This is a genomic window from Sinomicrobium sp. (assembly GCA_029266035.1).
Taxonomy (GTDB): Bacteria; Bacteroidota; Bacteroidia; order Flavobacteriales; family Flavobacteriaceae; genus Sinomicrobium.
The window spans coordinates 21,198-45,552 of sequence record JAJUFH010000013.1; the positions used below are offsets into that span (position 1 = coordinate 21,198).

General features: G+C 42.6%; 33 protein-coding genes and 1 tRNA gene. 21 read left to right on the forward strand and 13 right to left on the reverse strand.

Annotated elements, in window-relative coordinates; translation table 11 throughout:
- Positions 1-36 precede the first annotated feature (36 nt).
- The 9 genes from ACYZZR_RS07730 to ACYZZR_RS07770 form a co-directional block, all read right to left on the reverse strand.
- Entirely contained in the window at positions 37-303 is a 267-nt protein-coding gene (locus ACYZZR_RS07730) for a hypothetical protein (protein WP_461533425.1), read from the reverse strand.
- 174 nt (positions 304-477) lie between these two features.
- A complete protein-coding gene (locus ACYZZR_RS07735) occupies positions 478-1,527 on the reverse strand; it encodes a hypothetical protein (protein WP_461533426.1) in 1,050 nt (349 codons plus the stop codon).
- A 52-nt stretch (positions 1,528-1,579) separates the two neighbouring features.
- A complete protein-coding gene (locus tag ACYZZR_RS07740) occupies positions 1,580-1,990 on the reverse strand; it encodes a hypothetical protein (protein WP_461533427.1) in 411 nt (136 codons plus the stop codon).
- Positions 1,990-2,391 (reverse strand): hypothetical protein, encoded by a 402-nt coding sequence (locus ACYZZR_RS07745; protein WP_461533428.1) that lies wholly within the window; start codon positions 2,389-2,391, stop codon positions 1,990-1,992. Before ACYZZR_RS07745 ends, ACYZZR_RS07740 begins: the two co-directional genes overlap by 1 nt.
- Entirely contained in the window at positions 2,384-2,653 is a 270-nt protein-coding gene (locus tag ACYZZR_RS07750) for a hypothetical protein (RefSeq protein WP_461533429.1), read from the reverse strand. The genes ACYZZR_RS07745 and ACYZZR_RS07750 overlap by 8 nt, the downstream gene beginning before the upstream one ends.
- Before the next feature lie 44 nt (positions 2,654-2,697).
- Positions 2,698-3,171 carry a DnaT-like ssDNA-binding protein gene (locus ACYZZR_RS07755; protein WP_461533430.1) on the reverse strand — a complete coding sequence of 158 codons (474 nt, stop codon included), beginning with the start codon at positions 3,169-3,171 and terminating at the stop codon, positions 2,698-2,700.
- Between the two features lie 101 nt (positions 3,172-3,272).
- Positions 3,273-3,662 carry a hypothetical protein gene (locus tag ACYZZR_RS07760; protein WP_461533431.1) on the reverse strand — a complete coding sequence of 130 codons (390 nt, stop codon included), beginning with the start codon at positions 3,660-3,662 and terminating at the stop codon, positions 3,273-3,275.
- 62 nt (positions 3,663-3,724) lie between these two features.
- Complete coding sequence (locus ACYZZR_RS07765) at positions 3,725-4,711, reverse strand: major capsid protein (RefSeq protein WP_461533432.1); 987 nt, start codon at positions 4,709-4,711, stop codon at positions 3,725-3,727.
- A gap of 121 nt (positions 4,712-4,832) precedes the next feature.
- On the reverse strand, positions 4,833-5,612 hold the full coding sequence (locus tag ACYZZR_RS07770; RefSeq protein ID WP_461533433.1) for a hypothetical protein: 780 nt from the start codon (positions 5,610-5,612) through the stop codon (positions 4,833-4,835).
- A 152-nt stretch (positions 5,613-5,764) separates the two neighbouring features.
- Between ACYZZR_RS07770 and ACYZZR_RS07775 the strand changes: the two genes are divergently transcribed.
- Positions 5,765-6,532, forward strand: a complete 768-nt coding sequence (locus ACYZZR_RS07775) for a hypothetical protein (RefSeq protein ID WP_461533434.1) — start codon at positions 5,765-5,767, stop codon at positions 6,530-6,532.
- 14 nt (positions 6,533-6,546) lie between these two features.
- On the opposite strand, the gene ACYZZR_RS07780 is transcribed toward ACYZZR_RS07775, so the two are convergent.
- Positions 6,547-7,956, reverse strand: a complete 1,410-nt coding sequence (locus ACYZZR_RS07780) for a DUF4055 domain-containing protein (protein WP_461533435.1) — start codon at positions 7,954-7,956, stop codon at positions 6,547-6,549.
- 361 nt (positions 7,957-8,317) lie between these two features.
- Here ACYZZR_RS07780 and ACYZZR_RS07785 point away from each other — a divergent pair, with 361 nt between their 5' ends.
- The 5 genes from ACYZZR_RS07785 to ACYZZR_RS07805 all read left to right on the forward strand — a co-directional run bounded on the left by ACYZZR_RS07785 (position 8,318) and on the right by ACYZZR_RS07805 (position 10,900).
- Complete coding sequence (locus tag ACYZZR_RS07785) at positions 8,318-9,409, forward strand: hypothetical protein (protein ID WP_461533436.1); 1,092 nt, start codon at positions 8,318-8,320, stop codon at positions 9,407-9,409.
- On the forward strand, positions 9,409-9,621 hold the full coding sequence (locus tag ACYZZR_RS07790; RefSeq protein ID WP_461533437.1) for a hypothetical protein: 213 nt from the start codon (positions 9,409-9,411) through the stop codon (positions 9,619-9,621). Before ACYZZR_RS07785 ends, ACYZZR_RS07790 begins: the two co-directional genes overlap by 1 nt.
- A gap of 249 nt (positions 9,622-9,870) precedes the next feature.
- Entirely contained in the window at positions 9,871-10,038 is a 168-nt protein-coding gene (locus ACYZZR_RS07795) for a hypothetical protein (RefSeq protein WP_461533438.1), read from the forward strand.
- Positions 10,038-10,475 (forward strand): ribonuclease H family protein, encoded by a 438-nt coding sequence (locus tag ACYZZR_RS07800; RefSeq protein WP_461533439.1) that lies wholly within the window; start codon positions 10,038-10,040, stop codon positions 10,473-10,475. The genes ACYZZR_RS07795 and ACYZZR_RS07800 overlap by 1 nt, the downstream gene beginning before the upstream one ends.
- 347 nt (positions 10,476-10,822) lie before the next feature.
- Positions 10,823-10,900: transfer RNA gene (locus ACYZZR_RS07805), tRNA-OTHER, on the forward strand.
- Positions 10,901-11,289: 389 nt separating this feature from the next.
- Here ACYZZR_RS07805 and ACYZZR_RS07810 read toward each other — a convergent pair.
- Positions 11,290-12,003 carry a PhoH family protein gene (locus ACYZZR_RS07810; protein ID WP_461533440.1) on the reverse strand — a complete coding sequence of 238 codons (714 nt, stop codon included), beginning with the start codon at positions 12,001-12,003 and terminating at the stop codon, positions 11,290-11,292.
- A gap of 107 nt (positions 12,004-12,110) precedes the next feature.
- Between ACYZZR_RS07810 and ACYZZR_RS07815 the strand changes: the two genes are divergently transcribed.
- The gene (locus ACYZZR_RS07815; RefSeq protein WP_461533441.1) at positions 12,111-12,944 is read left to right on the forward strand and encodes a hypothetical protein; all 834 of its coding nucleotides are present in this window, start codon (positions 12,111-12,113) and stop codon (positions 12,942-12,944) included.
- Here ACYZZR_RS07815 and ACYZZR_RS07820 read toward each other — a convergent pair.
- Positions 12,941-14,305, reverse strand: a complete 1,365-nt coding sequence (locus ACYZZR_RS07820) for a terminase large subunit domain-containing protein (protein ID WP_461533442.1) — start codon at positions 14,303-14,305, stop codon at positions 12,941-12,943. The two genes, ACYZZR_RS07815 and ACYZZR_RS07820, sit on opposite strands and share 4 nt — an antisense overlap.
- Positions 14,306-14,541: 236 nt before the next feature.
- Here ACYZZR_RS07820 and ACYZZR_RS07825 point away from each other — a divergent pair, with 236 nt between their 5' ends.
- The 13 genes from ACYZZR_RS07825 (at position 14,542) to ACYZZR_RS07885 (ending at position 23,452) form a co-directional block, all read left to right on the forward strand.
- Positions 14,542-14,796: a hypothetical protein gene (locus tag ACYZZR_RS07825; protein WP_461533443.1), complete on the forward strand. Its 255-nt coding sequence runs from the start codon at positions 14,542-14,544 to the stop codon at positions 14,794-14,796.
- Between the two features lie 297 nt (positions 14,797-15,093).
- Entirely contained in the window at positions 15,094-15,444 is a 351-nt protein-coding gene (locus ACYZZR_RS07830; protein ID WP_461533444.1) for a hypothetical protein, read from the forward strand.
- Positions 15,444-15,803 carry a hypothetical protein gene (locus tag ACYZZR_RS07835; protein WP_461533445.1) on the forward strand — a complete coding sequence of 120 codons (360 nt, stop codon included), beginning with the start codon at positions 15,444-15,446 and terminating at the stop codon, positions 15,801-15,803. Before ACYZZR_RS07830 ends, ACYZZR_RS07835 begins: the two co-directional genes overlap by 1 nt.
- A 108-nt stretch (positions 15,804-15,911) precedes the next feature.
- Entirely contained in the window at positions 15,912-16,466 is a 555-nt protein-coding gene (locus ACYZZR_RS07840; protein ID WP_461533446.1) for a hypothetical protein, read from the forward strand.
- A complete protein-coding gene (locus ACYZZR_RS07845) occupies positions 16,463-16,876 on the forward strand; it encodes a hypothetical protein (RefSeq protein WP_461533447.1) in 414 nt (137 codons plus the stop codon). Before ACYZZR_RS07840 ends, ACYZZR_RS07845 begins: the two co-directional genes overlap by 4 nt.
- On the forward strand, positions 16,876-17,628 hold the full coding sequence (locus ACYZZR_RS07850) for a hypothetical protein (protein ID WP_461533448.1): 753 nt from the start codon (positions 16,876-16,878) through the stop codon (positions 17,626-17,628). The genes ACYZZR_RS07845 and ACYZZR_RS07850 overlap by 1 nt, the downstream gene beginning before the upstream one ends.
- A 1,117-nt stretch (positions 17,629-18,745) precedes the next feature.
- The gene (locus ACYZZR_RS07855) at positions 18,746-18,934 is read left to right on the forward strand and encodes a hypothetical protein (RefSeq protein WP_461533449.1); all 189 of its coding nucleotides are present in this window, start codon (positions 18,746-18,748) and stop codon (positions 18,932-18,934) included.
- Positions 18,935-19,184: 250 nt separating this feature from the next.
- Positions 19,185-19,382 carry a hypothetical protein gene (locus ACYZZR_RS07860; protein WP_461533450.1) on the forward strand — a complete coding sequence of 66 codons (198 nt, stop codon included), beginning with the start codon at positions 19,185-19,187 and terminating at the stop codon, positions 19,380-19,382.
- A gap of 258 nt (positions 19,383-19,640) precedes the next feature.
- Positions 19,641-19,925, forward strand: coding sequence for a hypothetical protein (locus ACYZZR_RS07865; RefSeq protein WP_461533451.1), 285 nt, complete (start codon positions 19,641-19,643; stop codon positions 19,923-19,925).
- Between the two features lie 2,082 nt (positions 19,926-22,007).
- Positions 22,008-22,274, forward strand: coding sequence for a hypothetical protein (locus ACYZZR_RS07870; RefSeq protein ID WP_461533452.1), 267 nt, complete (start codon positions 22,008-22,010; stop codon positions 22,272-22,274).
- A gap of 260 nt (positions 22,275-22,534) precedes the next feature.
- Positions 22,535-22,753 (forward strand): hypothetical protein, encoded by a 219-nt coding sequence (locus ACYZZR_RS07875; protein ID WP_461533453.1) that lies wholly within the window; start codon positions 22,535-22,537, stop codon positions 22,751-22,753.
- A gap of 78 nt (positions 22,754-22,831) precedes the next feature.
- Positions 22,832-23,026, forward strand: a complete 195-nt coding sequence (locus tag ACYZZR_RS07880; RefSeq protein ID WP_461533454.1) for a hypothetical protein — start codon at positions 22,832-22,834, stop codon at positions 23,024-23,026.
- 207 nt (positions 23,027-23,233) lie between these two features.
- Positions 23,234-23,452, forward strand: a complete 219-nt coding sequence (locus ACYZZR_RS07885) for a hypothetical protein (protein WP_461533455.1) — start codon at positions 23,234-23,236, stop codon at positions 23,450-23,452.
- An 89-nt stretch (positions 23,453-23,541) separates the two neighbouring features.
- Here the strand turns inward: ACYZZR_RS07885 and ACYZZR_RS07890 are convergent, their stop codons facing one another.
- On the reverse strand, positions 23,542-23,802 hold the full coding sequence (locus ACYZZR_RS07890) for a hypothetical protein (protein WP_461533456.1): 261 nt from the start codon (positions 23,800-23,802) through the stop codon (positions 23,542-23,544).
- A gap of 219 nt (positions 23,803-24,021) precedes the next feature.
- Between ACYZZR_RS07890 and ACYZZR_RS07895 the strand changes: the two genes are divergently transcribed.
- Positions 24,022-24,231, forward strand: a complete 210-nt coding sequence (locus tag ACYZZR_RS07895; protein ID WP_461533457.1) for a hypothetical protein — start codon at positions 24,022-24,024, stop codon at positions 24,229-24,231.
- Positions 24,232-24,355: the final 124 nt, after the last annotated feature.

Sequence of the window (24,355 nt, forward strand, 5' to 3'; positions counted from 1 at the left end):
CTAGATAGTATTCATCAAGAAGCCTTGGGGATTTCTTTAGTTTTTTTCAGCATCTCCCTCTTCAGCAGAGAGACCCAACACTTTGAATGCAACTTTGGAGAATGTGTCTATATAGCCACCAGAGGGTTGTTGCACCATAGTTTCATAGTCTGCCTCGTTAAACACTTTCTCACCAGTTTCAGGGTCTACAACAGTGTAGATAACGGCATACACTTGCAGTTTGAGAGTGTCCATCTTATCGTCCTTGGTACACTTCTCAATCAGCGCAGTACGATCAGCGTATGACAGTTGACGTACTTCCACTTCAATACTTCCGTGTTTAACTTTCTCGGAACGAAATTTATTCTGTTGACCGAGGGTTGCGCTACGAATGTCTTTAATGCTCACTTATATTCTCCTAAGAGTTTTGTTTATGTACTTTGTAAGACAAGAAAGCCTCGCGTATGTGCGAGGCTCCTTTCACTACTTAACCAATGCTTAGATTGGGTTTACTTCACTTACGGCACCTGTGCCTTGGAAAGACAAACTAGCCTCTACCATGGCATCTACACCACTAGAGATAGATGTATCAGTTACAATCACTTCACCAGTATATCCATACTCGCTTTGGCCTTCTGGCATATACTCAACGTAGATGTTACTACGATTTTCATACGCAGTCAGAATCTTCAGCAGGCCAGTCGGAATAGTAGATGTTGCGAGGTGCCTCCAACCGAATGGTTTAACATTCTCGGGTACGGACAGGGTGAGAGACAGGGTGAACTCTTCGTCACCGCCTACATCACCGGACTGTGAGTAACTACCAATCTTGTAGATACCGCGAGTAATGGAACTACCGTCGCCCGCTACGTCCAACTCAATAACAAACTCACTGCGATCATTTAGTTGACCAAAACCATCGTTTTCTGCACGATAGAATCCGCTCAGTTCCAAATCAGCAGTGAGGAGGGTTGGGCGGAAGGTAGCAAAGCCACCATTTGCTTGTACGGTCTCAAAGCAAGAGGTGTCGGTAGTATCCGCACTCTGAGTCAGACTGAAGCTGTTAGCACAACCATAAGCGGACATAGTGAGGTAGTCACCGTCAGCGGTGATTGCACCTGTCGGACTATAGCCTGATACAAAGGTCACTTCGCCAAACAGATAGTTGATAGACTCAATGTCACTAGCTGCCACTTCACTAGCACCATCGTAAATGGTTACGCCAGCAGTCCAATCCCACACAGACTTAGTATCATCTGTAATACGATAGGTCTGAGTGTTATCGACTTGAGACATTGCCTCACCAGTAAACGATGTGGGTGTAGGGCCACTACGGCGAACAGTTGAGTTATAACCAGCAAAGCCACGGTACATGGCATTACCAGATACAGTCCAGTTGATTAGACCCGTCTCAGAGGAGCTATAAGCAGCACCAAAAATAGTGTCTTCTAGCTGATTCCCTTCAAATGAAATGTCTGCCGTACTTCCCGGTACGATGTAATATGTAATGTCGTCATCACTGACGCGCAATTCTTTTGCTGCTGTCATAGTATTTCTCCTTTAATTGTACATACGCGCATGTCTTTTTGTAAGACAAGTATTATTGAATAGTCTTTCTGTAGGACATATCCTGAGAACTGTCTACTACAAACTCAAAAATCATGGTTATTAGTGTTTTTCCCATCTTATCTGTATTTATGTACTGTGGGCCACGGGTCATAATAAATCGACACCAAACATTACCGTCTTCATCAATTATGTTCGGGTGTCCCAACAAAGCATTCTTAATGGTCTGGAAATCTCCCCACCCTAGAGCGTATTCACCCTTTTCATACCTACCTATGAAATCAACAGTATATACATCCCTCAAATAAGCAGGATTTGCAGAATTACCAATATCCAACAGTGTGATATGGGATGAGTTAGGTGCCGCACTCGGCCCCAAGTAAACAGGACAACTCAAATCCAAGTCAGATATGATATTATCGTAAATAAATTCAGAAGGTATCATTATTTCCACCCCACTTTAGAGAATACTTTTTTCCACCAATCTTCCCTCTCTTTGACAAGCGGAATGTACAAATACAGAGACGGTTGATTATGCCTAGACCTAACTTCCGGTGAGTTGTGTATAAAGTCGTGGCGGTACGGGTCTTCGTGTTCTGTTATAGCGTAAGGAGCACTACCGTCCTCATTGTAAGTGATAACCAATTCAAAACTATCACTATCTAATTCTTGGTGGAACCTACGACTGTTTAGCAGAGTGTATGTATCTGTTGGCGTAGTGCTGTTAGTCCTTTGTTCAAGGTGCTTTTCTAGGTTATCTCCGGCAGTGTCTATAGACCTATCAAGATTGGAGAAAGCCTTATCAAAGCCTTTGAACCATTGATTAACATCGCTTTGCTTAAACAAGTGCCCACCTATCAAACTTCGTATAGTTCCAATTCGGAGACTTACGAAAGTCCTTTACTTCAAATGCTCCCGATATAGGTTCAGCATTAGTTGTATGATCTCCCTTGGCAATAAAATCACCAATAGCCAAATCAACATCGACACCAACAGAAGACTGAGAGCGATATTCACGACCATCAGAGCCATAATACAACTCAGTACGGTCTTCCCATCTTGCTTTAGCCAGTGAGACGCTATAAGTAGGATTGCCCCACTTGTCCAAAGCGCCTCCTTTCCAAATCGTAATAGTCTCACCACGTAGATGCCTCATGCTCTAATCAACCTCACGCTCGTTGTATTGCTTCCGCCATATCCCAATGACCTAAGATATGCAAGCTGTGAAACCACTTTCCCCGGCTTGGATTGAGGGTACGCAAACTCAACACTACTGTTACCGTAACTCTCACTAATTACGGAAGGTTCAACGTCAAACAAGTCCTCTTCCATGAACTCGACGGCTATAATGGCTACAGCGCGTTTAAGCGCCTTTGGAATCCCCTTTACAGTACGCCCTTGGTTATCTGTAAACGCTTGCCTAGGCCACATTAATCCTTGATCTTCAGTGAGAATGAACGCTGCTGGGTCTAGGTAGGTGTCAATATACAAACTGGCATTAATCAAGTCAGACTCGGAGGGGAATGTTTCATATCCCAAGTCTGTCAGAATAGTCTCTGCCTCTGTCACGTTTAGGTAGGAATTACTGTCTGGTATCCCTTCGCCTGTTTCTAGTATTAAACTCATAATAACCCCCAAATCCTTTTGCTTTGTTAGACAACAGGCATAAAAAAGGGGAACCCAAAGGCTCCCCGAATGTCATCCTTGACACTAACGCAGTCCGTGCGTTAACTGTTGTTTGCAATAACCTCTAGTGCCATTGCTTTGTTCTTAATGGGTTCGTCGGTGAGGGTAGCGGCATAAGAGCGAAGCTCCGGCCAACTCATTTCCTCTACATCGACGGAAATTCCGCTATCCTCTACGTCGGATACTTCATGATTATCCGCTTCCTTGGATACTACTTCTTCTTTTTGTACGGTATACCCTTTCCCATGTTCAATCTTACCGGCAGCGAGATATGCTTTACGAATCTTCTCATTATCAGTAAAGAAGTGAGTACAATAAGCAGGAATACTCTCATGCTCGTAGAAGTAACGCGGGTTCTTAAAATGAATTGTACCACCGAAAGGTGGAGTTTCTTCAGGTTTACAGAAGGATACTAATTCTTTCTTAGCCATAACATCTCATACCGTCAATGAAAGATGAAAAGAGGAGCCGAAGCTCCCCTCTTCTAGTTGGATTAGGCTACTTTGATCAGTACGCCCGGCCCAAGTTTGACATCGTGCATTGCATAGCCCCAGTTAGAACCGGTGCCCAGAGCAGCGTCATCCGGGTTAATGGTAGCAGCAGTATAGCTGAAGCCCTTAACGCGAGTGTTGAACGCATATTCACCCTGAATGGTCATAACAATGTTCTCACGACCAAGCTCAGTATCAGACAGGATGTTCTGATCTTCGGACTGAGTAGCTACCAGAGCTTCGTCAGTCAGACCAAGTACCTTGTAAGCGTCTACGCCAGAAGATACACCATCTGCCTCTACCAGAGCCGGGGAGTCAGTTACGATAACCGGACGGTTCAGAGTACCCGGAGCGCCACCGTAGATAACAGCGTCAGCTACGTTAGTAACCTTGTCCAGAATTTGAGACTCTACCAGATCATAGAAGGTGTTGGAGTGCATAACCCACGCACGTACACGTTGAGCCTTATCACCCATCTTCTTCAGACCACGTACCAGATACTCAGTACGGAGCTTCGGATCGGATTCGCCAGTAGCGTCATAAACCATATCGGCTTCGGTTTCCATACAGGTAACACCTGCCAGAACCAGAGTATTCAGCCAGTCAGCAGCTACGTCTTCAGCAACCTGTTGGCCGTAGTAGAAGGAGAACATTTGAGGGTCTTGTTCAATCTTCTTCCAAGCGTCCAGAGTGTTACTGTTCGGGCCAATACGACGGTTGATCTTAGGAGCAACCAGTTCGCCCTGTTCCATCTTAGCCGGAGTTACAGTAACGGTTGAAGTGATGTCACGGTGAGTAACAGTACCGCCAGTAACCTTTTTCATGAAGCTCTGCTTTTCGAAGTCGCCACGCAGTGAAGCGGTTACGAGTCGAATAGCGCCGCCAGAAGCACCGTTAAATACTTCAGTGTTCTGTTGGAGAACTTCGTTCATGCCGGAGAAGAATTCCCGATTGTATACGACAAAATCAGATTTTGAACCAATAGCCATAGTCTTATCCTCTTGCTATCTAATGTTAATTAATTGCCTTTGATTGTTTCCATGTGCCCATCTCGGGCAATCATTTACACAAGAAAGCAGAGGACTGGCCCCTGCACATCTTAATGCTCTTTTAGGAAATCGGAAGTTCGTGATAGGCATCCCACCCAAATTTATTCACAAAATCTTCCCGTTCCCTCTGTGTCATTTCACTGCGAGGCTTCTTAGGAATTGCCTGCTTACCATTAGTAGGTGCGGGTCGGCTTCCACTTCCACTCTGTTGACGGCCTCGGAAGGCTACACCAAAGTCATCATGCTCTCGCAAGGAAGCTACATACTCATCTACCGTCATGTAGTCTCCACGACTATTAAAACGGGGGCTTCCATCTGGGTCTACAACTCGGGCAACCATTGTGCCGTCATCGTTCTCCATCAGTTTTACATTGCGTTCTACGTGCGGTTGCAGGAGTGTTTCAATACCCTCGTGTTTAGCAATGGCGCTAACAACCTCTCGTTGTACCAGCGTCTTCTCCATGCTAGACTGCAACTGCTCAATGCGAGATTGATATTGTTTTTCCTTCTCGCTAAACTCGCGTGCTAGAGTCTCTTTCAGCTTATTGAAGTCGCCCTTGCGCTCCATTTCCTTTTGTTGACGCTGAAACTCTTTCTCTTTGAGTTCTTTCAATTCTTCTGGACTAAAGCCTGCTTCTTCGTATTGCTTGGCTTTAATCCTATAGTTTTTCGCTTCCAAGTTTGCTTTTCGAAGATATTCACGCATCTTCTGCGTCTCTTCCTCAAGGGCTTTATACTTCTCGTAATCCACCTCTTGTGGAGTTTCTTCTTCACCGTCTTGCTGATCTTCTACTTCTTCGTTTTCCAACATCTCGTTGTTTTCTTCGTATTCGTTAGACATCTCGTCTTCCTATAATAGTCTTGGTTAATTGCGACTTTGTAAGTCATTGTCGTAAAGTATGACAGTTTCAGTATTAATTTGTATCTCAACTATTGATTTATAAAGTAATCAGGTATAGATTTGAATACTTAAGTAGATTTCGGAGGTGTGAAATGGCGAAAGGCCCAAAACCAAGCGTTAAAGTAGGCGATAAATTTACTACTAAAGAAGGATACGAAGTTGAAGTTGTTGAGTACAACGGTGCATTCGATGTAATCGTCAAGTTCAGCAACGGTTTTGAGAAACGAGTAGAATCAAGTCACCTTAGACATGGTAGAGTGAAAAACCCATTTCACCGATCTGTCTACGGTGTTGGTTACTATGGAGATGGTACGTATAAAGCAAAATCAGGGGGCAAGCACACGAGAGCATACAGAACATGGTTGAATATGTTTGTTAGATGTTACGACGAAAAAGAGCTAAAGAGAAACCCCTCCTATAAAGAATGTTATGTCTGTGATGAATGGCACAACTTCCAAGTATTTGCCGAGTGGTTCTATCGACAGCCGAACCACGACAAGCAAGGATTTAACTTAGATAAGGATTTGATGGTACTAGGAAACAAGGTATATAGTCCCGATATGTGTAGTTTTGTACCGCCTCAAATAAACTCATTGTTAACAGACCGCAGTTTAGCGAGAGGTGAGTGGCCCCAAGGAGTGTGCTATAACAAGAACCATAAAAAATACCATGCTAAGGTAAACACAGGCTCTAAAAACGCAAAGTATATAGGTGCTTACTCTAATCCAGAAGATGCGTTCAAGGCGTATGCCGAAGAGAAAGAGAAGTTTGTTAAACGGCGCGCTGAAGAATACAAAAATGTTATACATCCCAAGGTATACGAAAACCTAATGCTATACAAAGTAAAGCCCGCACAATAGCGGGCCTACTGTAATCACTCATCTGTGCTAGCGCCGTCACCTATATCAAAATTCGGTGCTGTGTCAGATTTCTCCTGTGGCATAACAGTATTCACCTGATCGCCAATCAATCCCCTACGTTTAAGCTCAGATACCAAGTCTTCTTCAGAGAGACCTAACTTGAGCAAACTATCTACTGGGTTAGGGTCGTCGTAAATTCCAAACTCCGGGGAGACGTTGACTGAAACTTCAGAAGCATCTACACCAATCCATTTACCAGCAAGCTCGTACACATTCTCCAGCATACGCTCAAGGCTAACTACAACAACTTGGGCCACGGACATACTTTCTGCCCTATCAGTCTGTCTTGCTGAGGCTGTTTGTCGTGAAACACTCTTACTGACCATTAGATCAGCACCCGCTCTATGCATTTGGTTTTCGAGGCGGTCTAGGTCTTTCTCACCACTACCAATAGCTTTACCGGAGTGTTCAACGTATGTAATATCTGCGTTCTCATTAGTGGTTGAAATGCCTCTATGAGCACCGAAGGTTACGGAGTTCAACTCACCCTCTTCGAATCCGCGACCGAAAAATATAGGAACCCTAGCTACGTGTAGGATGTTATTCTGGTCACTAGAAGACTGCCAGTGACGCAAGTTTAGCCATGCCAAATCCTCAAGGGGACACTTAGACGTAAGAAAACCAGTCTTCTCAGCATAAGCTGTGACAAGAGGAATTTCACCGAGAGTGAATGGAACAGTCTGCTCAAACTCCAAGTCACGCTCTTCTGACAGTCTGTACACATCTACACGATCAGGATAAAAAACCCTAACGCGGAAGACTTCAATCTCTCCAAAGTCACCGTACGGTTCTACAAGCACTTCTTGGATACGAATCTGATCTAGAATATCAGCGCCCCCTACTCTGCGTGCCCTCCAACCAATCAAGTCTCGTGGGTCTACACGAGTGAAGTACGGACGAATCTTCAAGGCGCGTTCGTCTGCTAATGTCATATTGTGTGTGGAAGCAGGGTAGTCTACAAGACCATGTGCTTTACCAAATCTAAACTGGTCAATCATCAGGTCATAGGCAACTTCAGTGATTGAACGCCCCTCAGAGTCAAAGAAGTGTTCTAGGTACTCAAGCTCAGGGGGAACATTCTCTACTACGACACCCTTCAAGAATGCCTGTCCAGCAAGACGCTGTATCGTATTCTTTAGTGCCGGATACAGGAAAGTCCTCCCGACCCTTGCTTTGTAGGCATCGTCTGATTCGCCGTGTTCTTGCGGCAGAAACGTGCTGCCTGCCTTACGCATGGCCTCAGTGCCGCCCCAAAGTGCCACAGGTAAACGCCAACCCTCTGACATCTTCACATATTCAATGGATGGTGTTGCTGGGCCTAAACTCTCAGCCCTTGGAATAACTGTTTTACTGGTAATAGCCATGAAATTGTTTCCCTGAAATGAACTTGTTTTGTAAGACAAGTATTTATGAGGTGGGTAACGACCGATTATGAATAGGGAAGCTCAAACTCCGAGAGCCTTGGGAGACAAGGGTTACAGAAAGAAATTTCCACTACGTGGTATATACTATTCCTCTCTTATTATATTCCTTCTATACTCTTATCTCTTTACATCATACTCTCCTTCTGTTACTGTCTTACTCTACATGGGAGTAGCTACCCATGCCTACCTCACATCTCTCTATGTAGATGTTGTTCCTATCAGGTGGTCTTAACGGGCCACCTATCTCAACATAGAGGGACATGGTAGGTTAGGAACAGTATTTACAACACAGAGAGGATTAATGAATACCACATTTCATCATTATGTATGGAAGCAGTGCCCAATAACGTCTTCGTTAGCACGCAAAGAAAAGTCCGCTGCATACCAAACACTGAGAACAAACCAATCTAAACACTCAGAAGACCCTAAGGCTATGTTCTTCTCAGACACCTACCTGAAGTCTATGGGGACAGACCGTAAAGCCTTTGAACGAATGCGTAAAAAAACAGGCATGTTTGATAGAGTGGGGGAATACTCTAAGTCGAAGGGGATATGTTATCCACTGGCACACAACTATGTTAGCCGTGACGTGGTAGTTGGTTACGTTACTGATACACCTATAGACGATCTATTAGCATACGAATATGAAGGTGCTGGAATCAACTTCGATGCTGTTAAACACCTAATGGCAACATCAAACGATACTAGATTAATAGCTGAGAGTGCTAAATTCTTCATCGGGGCGCAAGAAAATAAACTACTTGACATCTCCTACGAACAACCTGATTGCGGCAGGAAGTTTGCTAAAGGTAGTTACACAATACAAAGACTACCTAGTGAAATACGTAACGCTGCTCTACAGGGGTGGTATGATTATGACATACAGAATTGTCATGTGGCCCTGCTTAACAACTTCGGGAACTTCCCTGCAATGAAATACTATCAGCAAAATACTCAGGCTGTTAGAGAAGAGTTGTCCATATATTGCGGCATTACCGTCAGTGATGTGAAGATTACCCTGTTGTCTCTCCTATACGGTTCCAAGTTGAATAAGTATAGTTCTATCTATAAACGAATAGGTGATAAGATGTATGCGTTTGCAAACCATCCGTTTGTCAAGGATTTTATCTCGGATTGTAAGGATGCCGAGCCTCTCCTGTTGGAGAAGGCTAACGAATTAGGTTTACACGGAGACAAGAAATCTAGTATTTGTGCAAAAGTATTAATGAGTTATGAGAGTAAGATACTAGACATCTTAACAGAAGATGTGCTAGACTCCGTATTAATGTTTGATGGGTATATGACAAAGTTTCAGTGCGACGTAGAAGAAAAGAAACGTATTGTGTCAAGTAGACTTGGATTAGATATTAGTATAACGGAGGAATTGTTATAATGCACATCACTGTAGATAAACTGCGCAATGCTGAGTGCCTTCCCTTTACATGGGGAAATTGTATTGTGCTGTTGGATGGTGTCGAAGTTAAGAATGCGTTTGAGGCAGACGACGAGGCTGGATGGGTAAAGCGTTATACTGAGGTTGTTGGTAAAAACGGTTATCCTGAAGAAGAAGTTTTGTACGGCCATGTGGAATTTGATGTACATTAACAATGAAATGCTCTCTTTGTAATGGGAGAATGAAAGTAGTTGACGGCCCCTACAGTCCTTTGCTAGTATGTACTAGGAGTCGTAAAGGTAAACCACATCCGTTTCATCCAATAGACAAAGAGAGCGGAGAAGTTAAAAGTGCCGTGTGGAGAAAGTAAGGTATAATCTCGGGCAAGGCTTCCATGAGTCTCCTCCCTTCGTCCAGCCACCACGAAGGCCCATAAAGAGTGGCACTAATTTGGAGGTTTTATGGCTACAGGCGAGATAAAAATTAAAGTTACTGAGTATAGAATCTTATTTTTACCGTTTGCGAAATTAGCAATTTCTGGTGACTATGTGGTATTTTCTATTGTCGGTTTTAAAGTTTACCAACGAGCCGGTGATAAAAAGAAATTCATGTTTTGGATGATTCCTTAATGCTAACTATCTACACTGACGGATCATGTGCCCAAGCCACTACTAAGTGTGGTGGATGGGCTGTAGTAGTCTCTAATGGTGTTGAGTTTGGTGGTTATCTCCCTAACAGTACCAGTCAACGTGCAGAGATACAGGCCGTCTTAGAAGCACTTAGATACTGTAAATACACAGCGCAGAAGGCCATTATCTATTCCGATAGTCAATACACTGTTAAGGGACTGAATGAGTGGGCAAAGAATTGGTGTAAGAATAATTGGACTAAGAAATCATCTTTAGCCAATAAAGACTTATGGACTACCATCTATCCCCTGTTCCTAGAGCTTGGTTGTGAGGTGAAGTGGATAAAAGGGCACAGTGGTATTGAAGGTAATGAAAAAGCAGATAAGCTGGCTGTTTATTGTAGAGAAGAGAAAATAGCAGTTGACAACAGACGTTGATTATGTTGTCATATATTGTAACACGGCCCAAGCTAGTAATCAGTTGGGTTCTTTATTAAGCCCTTGGACGCAAGGGAAGTCGTTTCCCACAGCCTCTTGTTTTACTACGTTGTGGTGGCGCACTGAAGACCTGTACAGTATTTACCATTGATACGACGCGGGCCATGCCGGATAGACCGTAGTCCGGCCCATAGTAGGAAGGGCTTCGGTAAAGCGCGAAAAGTGGCAGGGACGCGCCCTGTCACGCCAAAGCCCTTCGCTAGTGTGGTGAACAACTGAACACGACTCTGGTATGTACGTAGTGATTAAGTTCACTAGCAGTTATACTTCAGCACCACACTTTTTATGGGGATGGAAGGTTTCGACAGTGGTTAAAGCCTGAAAAGGAACTCCGCTGGACTGTGGTTCGATTCCACACATCTCCACGAATTGAGCAGATAAGCTGACGGGTTCAGTCCTCGGCCTTCCAAGCCGTAGAGGGTAGGGTTCGACTCCCTCTATCCGCTCCAACATAGACACAAACACAGGTAGATAGATATGTTCACATTGAAATTTATGTCGTTTTTTGAGGAGGGTGGTCACATCGAAGAATGTATCCGCTGCCCGCATTACGAAGCTCGTAAAACCTCAGATGGATGCTATGGTATTACAGCGTATAAGGATTTCACTTGTCTCGATGGTGTGGAGCGTTGGGTTAGATCAAAGCAATTCCCAGACCAGCCCGTGAGTTATGATGCTTGCTTTGTTGAGAACGAAGAAGGTAAGACGCTCACGCGATATACGTGCCACGAACTAAATTAATGAAAAGCCCTCGTTAAGAGGGCGCTTCTCCTTTCTCGTAATCCATGTCAGCAATCAGGAAGTCTCGTACTATCCCACTGCGTACAATATCATCTACACCAAATTCAACAGTGACAGCAGAGCCGTAAGGCATCAAATCTAATACATTCAATAGTTTAGAAAGCCCAGACTGCTTCTTCTGTCTACTCAAGTCATCTTGATATTGGTCACCACATAGTATAATCTTTGTATTCTCACCAGAACGAGTAATTACATCCCTCAAGCTGTTATAATCTAGGTTCTGACATTCGTCCACGATAACAATAGCATCATCCCAAGTTTGACCTCGCACATAGTTGGTAGGCACAAACTCCAAATACCCAAACTCTTTCAGCTTGTCATAAGGGTCGAAATAATTTAGGAACTGCTGACATAACCCCACATAAGGTGCTTCGTAAGGCGCTAGTTTCTCAGACAAATCCCCCGGTAAAAACCCTACACGTTCTCCTGACTCTACGATTGAACGGACAATGTATACGTGATCGAAAGGGGTTGCCTCATCAAACACTTGGTGGAGGGCACTATGCAAGGCCAATGCTGTCTTCCCTGTACCTGCCGCGCCGACACCTAATACAACTGGAATATCACCAAATAGAGCTTCTAAATAGAGTTCTTGCTTACCTTTGTGCGGAGTGAGTTTATTAAGATCGTGGGTATGGAATTTTCTACGGTTGCCTAGTTCAAGCATACTACTTTATCCTTTCTAGGGAGGGTTGGTTCTATAGTAGTTGACGTTAGCTCTGTTATCAAGCTATATTGTATAAGACAGATAGTTTTCGTGGAGGATAAGAAGAGTTGAAGATAATTAGTAGAGAAGAGGCTAAAGAGCATGGGCTTAAACGGTACTTCACTGGAGAGCCTTGTAGACACGGGCACTTATCTGAACGTAGAACAGGGGACGGTAAGTGTGTGGCCTGTGTAAAAATACGGACAGACAGATACTATCAAGAGAACAGAGAAGCCATTATAGAACGCAACCGGCTCTATAGAGAAGATAATTACGAGAAATGTCGTGAGACTAGGTTGAAGTATTACTATGATAATAGAGAGCGTTTACTGGAAGAGAAAAGAAAATACACGAGCGAGAACAGAGATATTATTAGAGAGAGGCAAAGGAAGTGGAGAGAGGAAAACCCCGAGAGAATTAAGGAACTTTGGCGAAAATGGCGAGAAGAGAATCCGGATAAGGTTTCTGATTCTTACAAAAGGTGGTATCAAGAAAACAGAGAGCGTAAGTTGGCGCAGAATCGGGAATGGTATGAGAATAACAGAGAGGCTTATAATGAAGCTGTACGTAAAAGATATAACAATAATCCAGATGTAAAGCTCGCCACATTCATAAGAGGGTGTTTACGTAAAACTCTAAATGAAGAGAAAGATGCACCCAGTTTTGAAATAGTTGGTTACACTCCACAGGAGCTTAGGGAGCATATTGAATCTCAATTCATTGAGGGTATGACATGGGAAAACCACGGGGAATGGCACATAGACCATATCGTTCCCATATCATACATGATTCATCAGGGTGAGACTGACCCTGCCGTAATTAATGCGTTGAGTAATCTGCAACCTATGTGGGCAGAAGAGAATCTATCTAAAGGTGCTAAATATGACCCACCAGAAGATTAGAGTAAGAACTCGAATCCCTTCGTTACTCTGCGCTGTGCAGGTATAAGGTGTGTGATTGCCATGACTAGAGAATCAAGACGATCTGGCGATTTCTGACGTGGGTTCCCTTCAAACGTAGCCATTTCCTCTTCTAAGTCCGCAAGCCCGTGACAGTGCATAACCTTATCCTGTTCATATAGCATTGCTACGGGTTCTGCCCTAGACATTTTGTTCCTAGTCGCAAATACACCGTCTACGGGTAAGAAGGGTCTGTCCCTCTGTAGTGTTTGAGTAACAAGAGAACCCCCCTGATTCAATTCCACAACAATGCTCGTAGGTGCGTACTCACTGTACTTGTCATACAGTCCATGTACCTTTTTAACCCAAGTATCAGGTGAATACTTGCCGGACACATCCTCTAGCACGTATGCCTTATTATCTTCTCCGAGTGCAGCAACAACAATACCTGTTTTATCACTCTTAGATGAGTTTGACATAGCAGGATCGACGCCTATTGCTACTCTATCCAACTTAGGCGGCTCAACACCTACAGGTAGTGTTTGCCTTGCAATCAAATCGAGGCTCCATAGAGCATTCTCAGCATTCAGTAGCAGGATACCTTCAAGTTCCTGCCTGCCTAGACGAGTACCTTCATAGGACGCTATGATATTGTCTTGGTATCCTTGACTCAAGTTCTCAAAGTTGGCGTATGTTGAACGTGTGAGAATCCTACAAAACTTACCTTTCTGTGGTGCAGCGTCGTTGAATACTGCGTTCTTATAGAGGTAGATGATTGTTTCAGTAGTACGCGGAGTTGTAGTTATCAGCATCCTACTCTGACCAACTCGGAGAGTAAGCATTGCTTGGTCATATACGTCCTTGTTTGGGATTGACCCAAGCTCGTCTATCCATATCAGACTGCTATTCATACCTCGCAATTTTTCCTCGCCGCCGTCAGCCGATACTAGACGAGCAACAGTACCGTTTGCCCAAGTTATCCTAGACTTAGATGGTTCGTACACTAACCCCTCTTCTTCTGGGGATAGAGGAATTAGACCACTGTTAACCATTGTGTCCCTGACCATGCTTGCAGTAGGGGCTATAAGGGCAATCTCACCCTTGACACCCTTCTTTACCTGTTTTCTTAGCCATTGGGCACCTAAAAAAGTTTTTCCAAATCCGCGCCCACACATAAAGAGTATGACTGGTTCGGGCCACCAATCTTTAATCTGTTGATCCTCTCTCAACCATATGTCAGGGTCATACGCTATCGAGTGTGCCTCTTCTTCCGACATCTGAGACAGGATAGCTTGTAGTTTCTTAGGGTCTTCTTTTTTTAGGCGGCGTAGTTCTTCGCCCAACTTATGTGCTTGTACAGTCATCTCGACTCCATTAAATTCATGTTGACACATCTCGTGTGTAATGCTACGTTGTGTAAGACATTTAGTTTCATTAACGGGACGGCGCGAGATGAACTCAGAACAGGCAAAGTTGAAGTTTCTACTAGAGAGAATCATTGATAACATTGATAAAGTGGATGTCACGGCACTAGGCAATAACGTATTGGCTGCTGAGGTGGCAGGTGTTAGGATTTCTATTCAACTTGAAGGAGAGAAGAATGAAAATCAATGAAGAAACACGTAAGCATCTGACAGCAGAGGAATATCAATGGGCGCTAGACAACGTAGAAAACTACAAGCATCTTACGTTCGCAGGCGTCGATTGTGTCATGCTTTTGCTGAAGAACGGAAACGTAGCAATGTCAACAACGATAGAGGAAGCCGTGAGGATGGAAATGAACCAGACCGGAGAGATCATTGAAATAGATGGTTTTGAGACAGATGAGTTGAATTCATTACTATGGGATGAATAGCTATGTTGTATTATACACTTTCAGCATTTCTAGTGAGTACGCTGATATTTATGATGAATAAACTGCCTATTCTGACCATTGAGTGGGTGGTTTGTATTGTCTTGGGTGTGCTTGTCATGGCGATGATCGACAAAGCCTTTGGAGAGGATGAACATGAAGATTTTTAGCGCAATGGCTGTGTTGCTCCTGTTCTCAAATGCAGTATATGCGTTTCAGGACTGTGAATTAACGCCAGAACAGCGCAGTGTTCTACATTTCTCGTATTCTTATGGTGAACCACACGACTACGGGTATACAATGGCTGCTATTGCTATGCAGGAGAGCCAATTAGGAAAGTATAACATCTCACTACAAGACCCTTCGGCATCGCCGTTCCATGTGACCATTGATAAGGCTGTTACAAAACTTGGATGGAAGCACACGCCCTTCAATTACAACAGGGCTACTCAAAAGTTGATGGATGATATTTACTTTGGGGCAGCTATTGCATTGGAGACCTTGTTGTGGTGGGATAAGACACACAATGGGAACTGGCGCTCTGTTGTGAGTAGTTACAACGGAGGGTGGAAAGGAAACCCATATTACGTCAGCAGGATAGTAGACCACATCAAGACAATCAAAGAATGTAACTGGATAGAGGAAAGGTAATGTTTGTATATTCAACTAATGGTGCGGACGGATGGGACGAGCTTGAATCTATCAAAGAGTCTATTCTTGAGTTAGATGGCCCCGGACAGTATACAATCTACAGAGGGGAGACACATAATCCTAACATTGCTAATTTTATTCATGCAGACTATCTTATCGAACCTGTGTCAGATTGCTTATTCTCAGAGTATGGCGAGTATTGTGAGTCTTTCATTGATCGTATTGAGGTAGATACAGAAGAGCTACGTAAGGATTTGATTGACGCATTCAAACGCCACATAGAACGGAGAGGTGCGAAACTGGATTTTTATACTGTGCATAGCATCGAAGAGGTTAGAGTTATAGTTGAGGAAGAATGATGTTAGCCTTCTGTTTACGGACAAGAATGACGTTTGTTTCGTTGACATAGGCAAGGGTACTACTAAAGCGTTTTAACCAAAAACAACCCGCTAAATAAAAGGATAAGTATGACCACAATAGTAATTGATTGTGAAAAACAGACGGTTTATGCTGATAGTTGTACTACAACAACCAAGTATACCAGTTATGATAAAAATACGGCTGGCCTGCTCCTTACTGGTTTTTCCGAACATGAAAACTACGAACATAGAATTGAGCGTTCTATTTCCGGTAAATTACATCCAACAGAAGGGGTTGTAATTGTTGGTGCTGGGGATAAGAGGCTGATTGACAGATTTAAAAGGAACTACGGAAAAGACGTGCCTTGTAAGATAGATAGCAGCGATGGCAATGCAACGATCTATGTGGTTTCAAAAAGACCTATTGGATTATTGATTGACAAATACACAATCAAACAAGGTAAGCGAAAATGGTGGCTCAAGAAAACTAGAATATGGAATATTGAGAGCTTTGTTCAAACACAAGGTTTTATATCGGACGGGAGTGGCGGTGACTATGCCGCTGGAGCAATGGTTTCCGGTAAAACGGGCAAAGAAGCTATAGAAATTGCGAGTACACTTTGCCCATATACTGATGGTAACGTACAGGAGGTTGAGCTTTGACCACAATAGCATTTGACGGCTCCACTATTGCTTATGACGGACGTATGACACAAGGAAATCTGATTGTCAGAGACGACTACGACAAGAAAATTAAGTTTGGGAATGCTTATTTCTTCCTAGCAGGCGATGTAAAAGATATGGAACCTTTCATGATTGATTGCCTAGAGGGAGGTAGTGACAGGGAGTTTATGATTAGCGGATTTATGTATGAGAATGGGCAGCTTTACGAAGTTGGGGGCGGAGGAGGAGTTTGGATATGTGACAACTTCGGGCCTATGGCTTACGGTAGTGGCGCAGACCACGCACTCAGCAGTATGGATTGCGGATTGAGTGCAAAGGAAGCAGTAAAAATGGCGGCTAAACGAGACAACTGTACTGGTGGAAAGATTCGGACATTTAAGGTGAAGTGATGGGTAAAATTAATGTTGGTGATGTATTTCCGACGAATCAAGGTGGTACGGTAGTTGTTTTAGAGTTTAATAGGTTCAGTGACATCGTAGTACAACATCAAGATTCTCATGGGCACATTGCAAGAGTTCAAGGGGGTCATTTATGTGCAGGTAGAGTAAGAAATCCATATTTCCCTTCAGTTTCAGGGGTTGGTTATGTCGGTTTTGGCGAATATAACGTAAAGGAGGGAGGGAAAGATAGCCCAGCTTACACTTGTTGGGTCAATATGTTAAAGAGGTGCTATTGTGAAAAAGTAAAACAAAAACACCCTACTTATAAGGACTGTTACGCAGTTGAAGAATGGCATAACTTCCAAAACTTTGCTGAGTGGTACTACAGCCAGCCAAATGCAAATAAGAAAGGGTTTCACTTAGATAAAGACCTGAGAGTGTTAGGGAATAAAGTTTACGGCCCGGACACCTGTAGTTTAGTACCTCACGCTGTTAATTGCTTATTAACAAACACCGAATGGTCAGGTGAAGGTCTCCCAAAAGGTGTTAAGAAACGACCTTCTGGTTACCAAGCCAGACTTTTAGTAAATAATAAGTTAAAGTCGCTAGGGGTGTACAAAACAAAAGAAGACGCATATTTCGCTTACAAAAAGGCAAAAGAAGAGTACGTTAAATCTATTGCTGAGAAATATAAGTCTGTACTAGATGTACAAGTTTATGATAATCTACTTAAATGGACTCATGAGATTACACATAGGTAACAGCAATGGACTGTGGACTTTCTGCTAGAGATGCTGTTAAAATGGCATCGAAACGAGACAATTGTACTGGCGGGAAAATTCGGACATTCAAAATATGAAAATGATACATTTGCACACAATTAGCGTTCTTAGTATTATTGGATTCTTTGTTATTATGGTGAATACAATCAGCTAATTTTCTTTTTGTATTTTTTTTGGGCAGGGGTGTTTCGGCACCCTTCCCTTCTAAACATAGGGGGTATATAGTTAGCATTCCTACCTATATTTTTAATTACTCAGTTTTCTGTAGTGTAGCGGTGTACCTAGAAGGCCAACCCGATTATACCACGGGGGCTTGGGGGGTGTCCAATTGTATTTACCTATCGCCCCGATAGCTTGATCCTATCATATTCCGATCATACCTTGCCCGCATTGTCCAATAGAATTTATTTATTAGAAGTCTGCGCCTTATAGGTTGCAGCTATATGTCCAGATCATACTCCCGCCCCGTTGTCAAATACCAATTCGTTATAACAAGCCCCACTGTGTGGCCTAGCATAGTTTAGGTGGTGAAGTCAAATAATGATTAGTTATATAAATCTCATTCCTTATAACTCCCTCAGTCTATCGAATCAGCCCGATTGATAGATAATTGTTATTAGACTTTTGCCGAATTCTATGAATGAAAGCCTATTCCTTTTGGTGCTATAGTGTGGCCTAGTTATATCAAAACATTCTATACAGCAACAACCGTGCCAACTGTATAAACGTACAGCTGTAAGTGATTGATTATAAAGGATTGTCTGTATAACGGGTTTTCAGACCATACCCTATGGCCTAGCATTCCCTGAGTGTAGCGTTAAATACAGGCGATCTGAGAGCCTCACAGACCTATATACCACCACGTTATAAGGCATTGCATTGTTAGAATGAAATGATATAGCAGGTGGCGTTGACTTTCGGCGCAGGATACTGTATCACGCGCACCCGTTTCCTTTACTGTGCGACCGACTGGTAATAATAGGCGCACCCTATAGAATTGCGGTTTACGATAGAAAAGTTTTTGTTCACTGCCTTATAAACTGCGTATAATGGCAATCATTGAAAGCAAACAAGACAAGGGAATAAAATGATTAGAATGATAATTGAAGGGCATAACCCGATTAAAGAAGTAACAGAAATCGCCGCCCATTATGGCTGCTATAACGGGCAAGCCATTGAAGCAAAAGGCAACGGCCAATATAGCCACGTATGGCGCTATATATGGACAGATAAGGGATTACGCAAACCAACGGAATTAGAATCCTATTTATTTAAGGGTAAATGATGAAACATTGTGAGGACTGTGGAAAACCTGCTAAAAATCTATACCTAGTTAATGGTAAGAAATTAGCAGAATCGTGTGCCGCCGATAAACTTGGATTAACATTGTCCGCATTTAGAAAAGTAAAGAAAGAAATTGAGGTGAAATAGTGGGATATGTAATTTATACCGGCACTATTTCAACATTGGCTTATAGCCTACTCAATACAGCATTGTCATTCATTGGCGCTTAAACCACCAAAACGAAAAGGGAAATGACCATGAATAAGTATAGCTTTTGCAATGATTTTACACGCGAACAAATCGACCAATACGATGATATGTTGAATGAATGTTACCCTCCGGTAGAAGTAGCAGGGCTAACGTTTGAACCGGCAGACGTTATCTTTAATTGTGATCCGGTGGCGTACCGTTGCGGATTGATTGATTACATCGACGCTATGGAAGAATAAGTTATTCTCGGCGGCTTTCCTTTCGAGAGTCGCCCGGAATAGCACGCAAACACAAAACGAGGGTAATATAATGACTTATAAAGAAGGCAAGGCGCTTGATTATATCCTTTTATATACTGACTGCAAAACAGTTAATCAAGCCTTAGAATATCTAACCGGAATGTATAACGACGGAATGACTATTGATGAAATTCTAAGCTATTTTGAAACAACTACACCAACTAACATTTAATGCAATACAAAATAAGGGTTAATATCATGACAACTATAAAAGAAGTGCGCGATTATATATCTAAGGCTGAATCCGTCGGCAATGTTGTGTCGCGCTTATATAAAGGCGGATGGCGACAAGTGCGGATTGTTTCAGCGGATAATAAGAAAGTAGCTACTATTGACTTAGATAGCGACAGACTACGGATTGACGTATGGTGCAAAATACAAGACCGTTGTATAGGCGATAAATACATTGTATTGAAACCGGCACAAATAACTAAAATAAGGGAGTATTTAGATAAGACATATTGGCCGGAATTGCATTATTAATATATAAGGCCGGTATATAGTCCGGCCCGTTACCTTAATACACTTGTAAATATATAAGGTGGATATAATGCCCGTTTGGTTATCCGATAGTCTTATTATTATTTCCGGCTTAATTGCGCTTGCATGTTATGCAGGTATAGAAACAGTTATACGCCACTATATAAAAGGAATGAAAAAATGAAATTAGCTGATATCATGAGACTGCCAGCGGGTTCGATTTACTACATTGAAACGGCGGATGGCGACCCTAAAACAATGCAGAGGGCAACGGGTAACGTTAAGGCGTACGCGTGTCAATGTGACGCCAAGGTTAGGACGTCAATTGTTCGCGGGTTCGATTTTAGCGGCACGCCTGTTTACTTGGTGCGAATTGAGATACTAAAACAGGGGCGCGAAAAGCAAAAGCGGGGCAGACCACGGAAAACGGAAACGGCGGGGCAATAACCCCGCTTTTTTGTGTCTGCCAGGTAAGGCCGCCAAACAATAAACTATGCGAGTATAAGGCCGCACAGGACGCCACAGGGCGCACAAAACAGGGTAGGCGCTAGGGTAGCATAGGGTGAGGATAGGAGGCCACTGTAGGTGATCTGGGAGCGTTATAAGGCCATGCTGTATGCTTGTACAGTGGTTGCCAGCGGGTATACTGTTTATCCGTACAGTAGTGAAGGACATAGGGTATCTATGGGTAAGATAGCGCGCAAGGTATCTAGGGGAATAATGATAACAGGGTATTTATGGGAATTATGTCAGGGTATCTAGGGGAACATAAGCGGCCACAATGTGATGACCGCATAAAAGATTATTTTTGTTTTGCCTTTTGTCTTCTGCGTTTCATGTATTCGCGCATGTATTCCCTGTATTGTTCTTGGTTTTTCTCTCGCCACCTTTTATTGTATTCGACCTGTCCGGCTCTCTCAGAATCACTAGAAGGCTTTTCAGGTTCTACTGGTACTATCCTAGTAGGTTCAGGTTTGGGGCGTTTCTCAGGCGATTTAGTGGGCTTAGGATCATCCGGCCAGATATGCGGATCACGTTGCCAATGGTTAACTCCGCATAATGGGCATTTAGGTGCAGACATAATTACTCCCGTTAGGTTAGACGTTAGATTAGATTCTGTTAGGTTAGACAAGATAACACAACAAAGTATCTAGGGGAACATAGCCTATTTATGGGACACCTACCACCTATCTAGGGGAATAATGATATAAAACAACAGCTTAACATGGTAAATAGGGGAATGATGATACCCTATCTAGGGGAATATAGAAGGAAAACACAATATGTTGTGGTAAATAGGGGAACATACCACACTATATAGGGTATTTATGGGACACCTGCGAGTTTTCCAGCCCAAAAAACGCGATAATAGAGCGAAAAAGCTACCACATAACGCCTTGTAATGCTACCACTACATATAGTATCTCACCTTTATACAAAGCCTATATCTAGGGGAATTTAAGAAATTGGGATATTATTCCCATATTACTAATGCCTTGTCTGGTGTGGTCTATAGGCTTGTAGTGTGCACTGTTGTCTGTATTTGAGCTATATTGTACCACTCTATACTACTACTGTATTGTCCTATGTTTCTATGTATGTTTTTATTAGTCCAAAATGATGGGTTTTATTAAGATTCGGGGCCGAAAAATTAAACAATTTAATATTTTCTATCAAGTTTGTGTTTTCCATAGAAAATAATGTGTTTACTATTCTGTGTGTGGTGGTAAACTGTAGTTATTGAATCAAACAACGGAGTAAATATCTAATGACTGGTTACGAACTACTAACAAGCGAACAACGAGAAGAACTAGACCGACTTACTGAAAAGGCTACGCACGCGGATATAACACCACTAGAAGCCGCTACAATCCGAGGTTATGAGGTGTTGTGTGCTAGGCTAGAAATTGAATACAAGAAAGATAGAGTAACAATATGCAGGTATTAGAAATTTGACCGTTGCTGATATAGTTGGTGGAGCGGCGCGGAATAAAAACCAACTTCCTTATAACTATTAATTCTTTTACTATCTGACCGAACTACTATACACTGTACCTACACACTAAGAGAAACGGAGAAGACATTATGTTTACTTTTGCACTGCCAAGCGGTTATGACTGGAACACAAAGACTTTTGCCAAGCAAGTGAAAACGAAAAAATGGGTGAAAACGTACCAACGCCACTTGGAAAAATATCAGGATAGGCTAACAAGAGCCGGTTCTGATCCAGTACAGATTATTGGTGGTATGTTGCAAGCGGCCTATGGTGCTAATATCGGACGGCAAGTTGAAGCATTGCTTAAACCAGAAGACTTTGAAAAGATCAAGTGGAACATTATTAGTTTGGTTTAAGGATTCGGGGCGTGAAAATGCGCCCCATACTAACTAGGGGAATAATGATGGAACCGTTAGACTTCACACTAATGAAGAAAAGCAAGGTAATTAGCGAAAATATATTCTTTGATTCGCTAAATGACTTAGCAGATTATCTATATTTCAAGTGCGTGAAAGGCAGTAAGGGCAAACAGTCAGAATACAAATTGCTACCAAACAACCAAAGATCAAGCAACTACCTTAAAGATGCACTCAAGCTGATTAAATAGGGGAATACCATGCGTAGAACAGACACAGACTATCTACACAACACAGTAGAACAAGATAAGCTAACCATCACCACAGTGGATAAACTTGTTGATAGTGCCCTTATGGTGGCCGGTGGTGATCCAGAAAAGGCTTTAGAGTTTGTACGAAGGTATGATGGGCATAATGAAGGTTTTATGGTAGAAGTTTGCGAAAAGTTGATAAGTTTGATTAATGACCGGCGCGAGTAAAATAGTAAATTTCAATTGTACTCATACGCTAAACATAGTAATATAGTTACCAGATCAAACAGAAACGGGGAATTGAAAATGACTGAAGAACAGATTGTTTACGAAAACGGTAATTTCTGGGTAGCTAAACTAGGTAGCGGCCAGTATGAAATTTATAAGAACATGCTAACTCATGCCGTAAGGTGCGGAATTGTAAGTTATGGTAATGACAACGAAAAGGCATTGAAAGCGGCAATAACTGAATGTGATAGAAAAGCCAGTCTTAATAACTAATAATTCTTTTACAACGTAGGGGAGTTTGTTATAATTCCCTCACAGTCAAACGAAAACGAGGAAATACTAATGAACACTGAAATCCTTTGGAACAACGACGCACCTGTTACCGATCTTGAAATTGACGTGCCAGCTTGGATTGATCAGGACATTACACCCTGCACCGTTGCAGCTATCATTCAAGGCGGTTGCGAATCCGGCGCGTATATGGACGCTGTAACCTACCGGAAAGCCAACGACATTATGGCCCAGCACGGGGATGAAGTATTGGAATTCATTGAAGAAAACATGGGAGAACTACCAGACGTTACCGGCGAAAGCTGGAAAGGCATGGCCACTAAATTCCTTTCGTGTGCTGTAGAACTTTGGGCGTGTGGCATTGAGGAACACTTGGTAGAGCTTCTCGAAGAACAGGAGGGAGAATAATGAACCGTATTGAAAAGATTAAGAGCCTAATTGACGCTGGCGTTAAGGTATATGACGAAAACGAGGGTTATGAATGCTTCAAAACAAAATCAGGGGAGTATGCTGTAAAGTTTAAGCCAAACGGCTATACAATCGGCATGTTTTGGGATAATGACACAAAGATGAACATTACAGCGCCATTCTACTACCAGAACGGAAAACGAATTGAACTGTGATATTTCTCGCTGTATCTTGGTAACAGGGTACAGCCGGAAGTAAACCAGAGTAAATAGGGGAATGATGATATGACTGTAGTTGAAGCAATCGAACTCAGACAACAAATCGAAGCAGAGTATGATGATTTCTTTCAAGATCAGCTATGGGATTGGTACGATATCAGTGAAATATGTCCAGACGATTTTGATTTAATATGTAACCTATGTGAGATAATTGGAGACTAACTAATGGTAAGCTACAAAATCATATCAGGGCATGAAACACTTATGTCAGGGGAATTGAAGTTGTGATAGAATTACAATTTTCTAATGCTAAAAAACCGATTATCAAACATTACACAGTAGGGGAATAACATGAAAGGCGTTGGACTAACTGAAGCAATCAACAACGGTTTTGGTGTATGGATTGTGCCCAGCCGTGATGAAGTGGTAAAATTGCAGCGTAAACTATCAGCTACAGCAGCACAAAAAGGCGTAAAAGTGAAAAGTCGCTCTTATGTGTCGGTAGATCAGTCAGAAGAAAAGCCAGAAGTATTCTACACAGTAACAGTCACTACCCTATAAGGAATAGGCATGTACTACATTACAGTATTTATAGGAATTATACTTGGTTGCATTCTACAGGCGATAGGGGTAACAGTTGAAACGTTGGAATTTTGGGCAAGTATTGGTGCGTATTCGTTAGCTA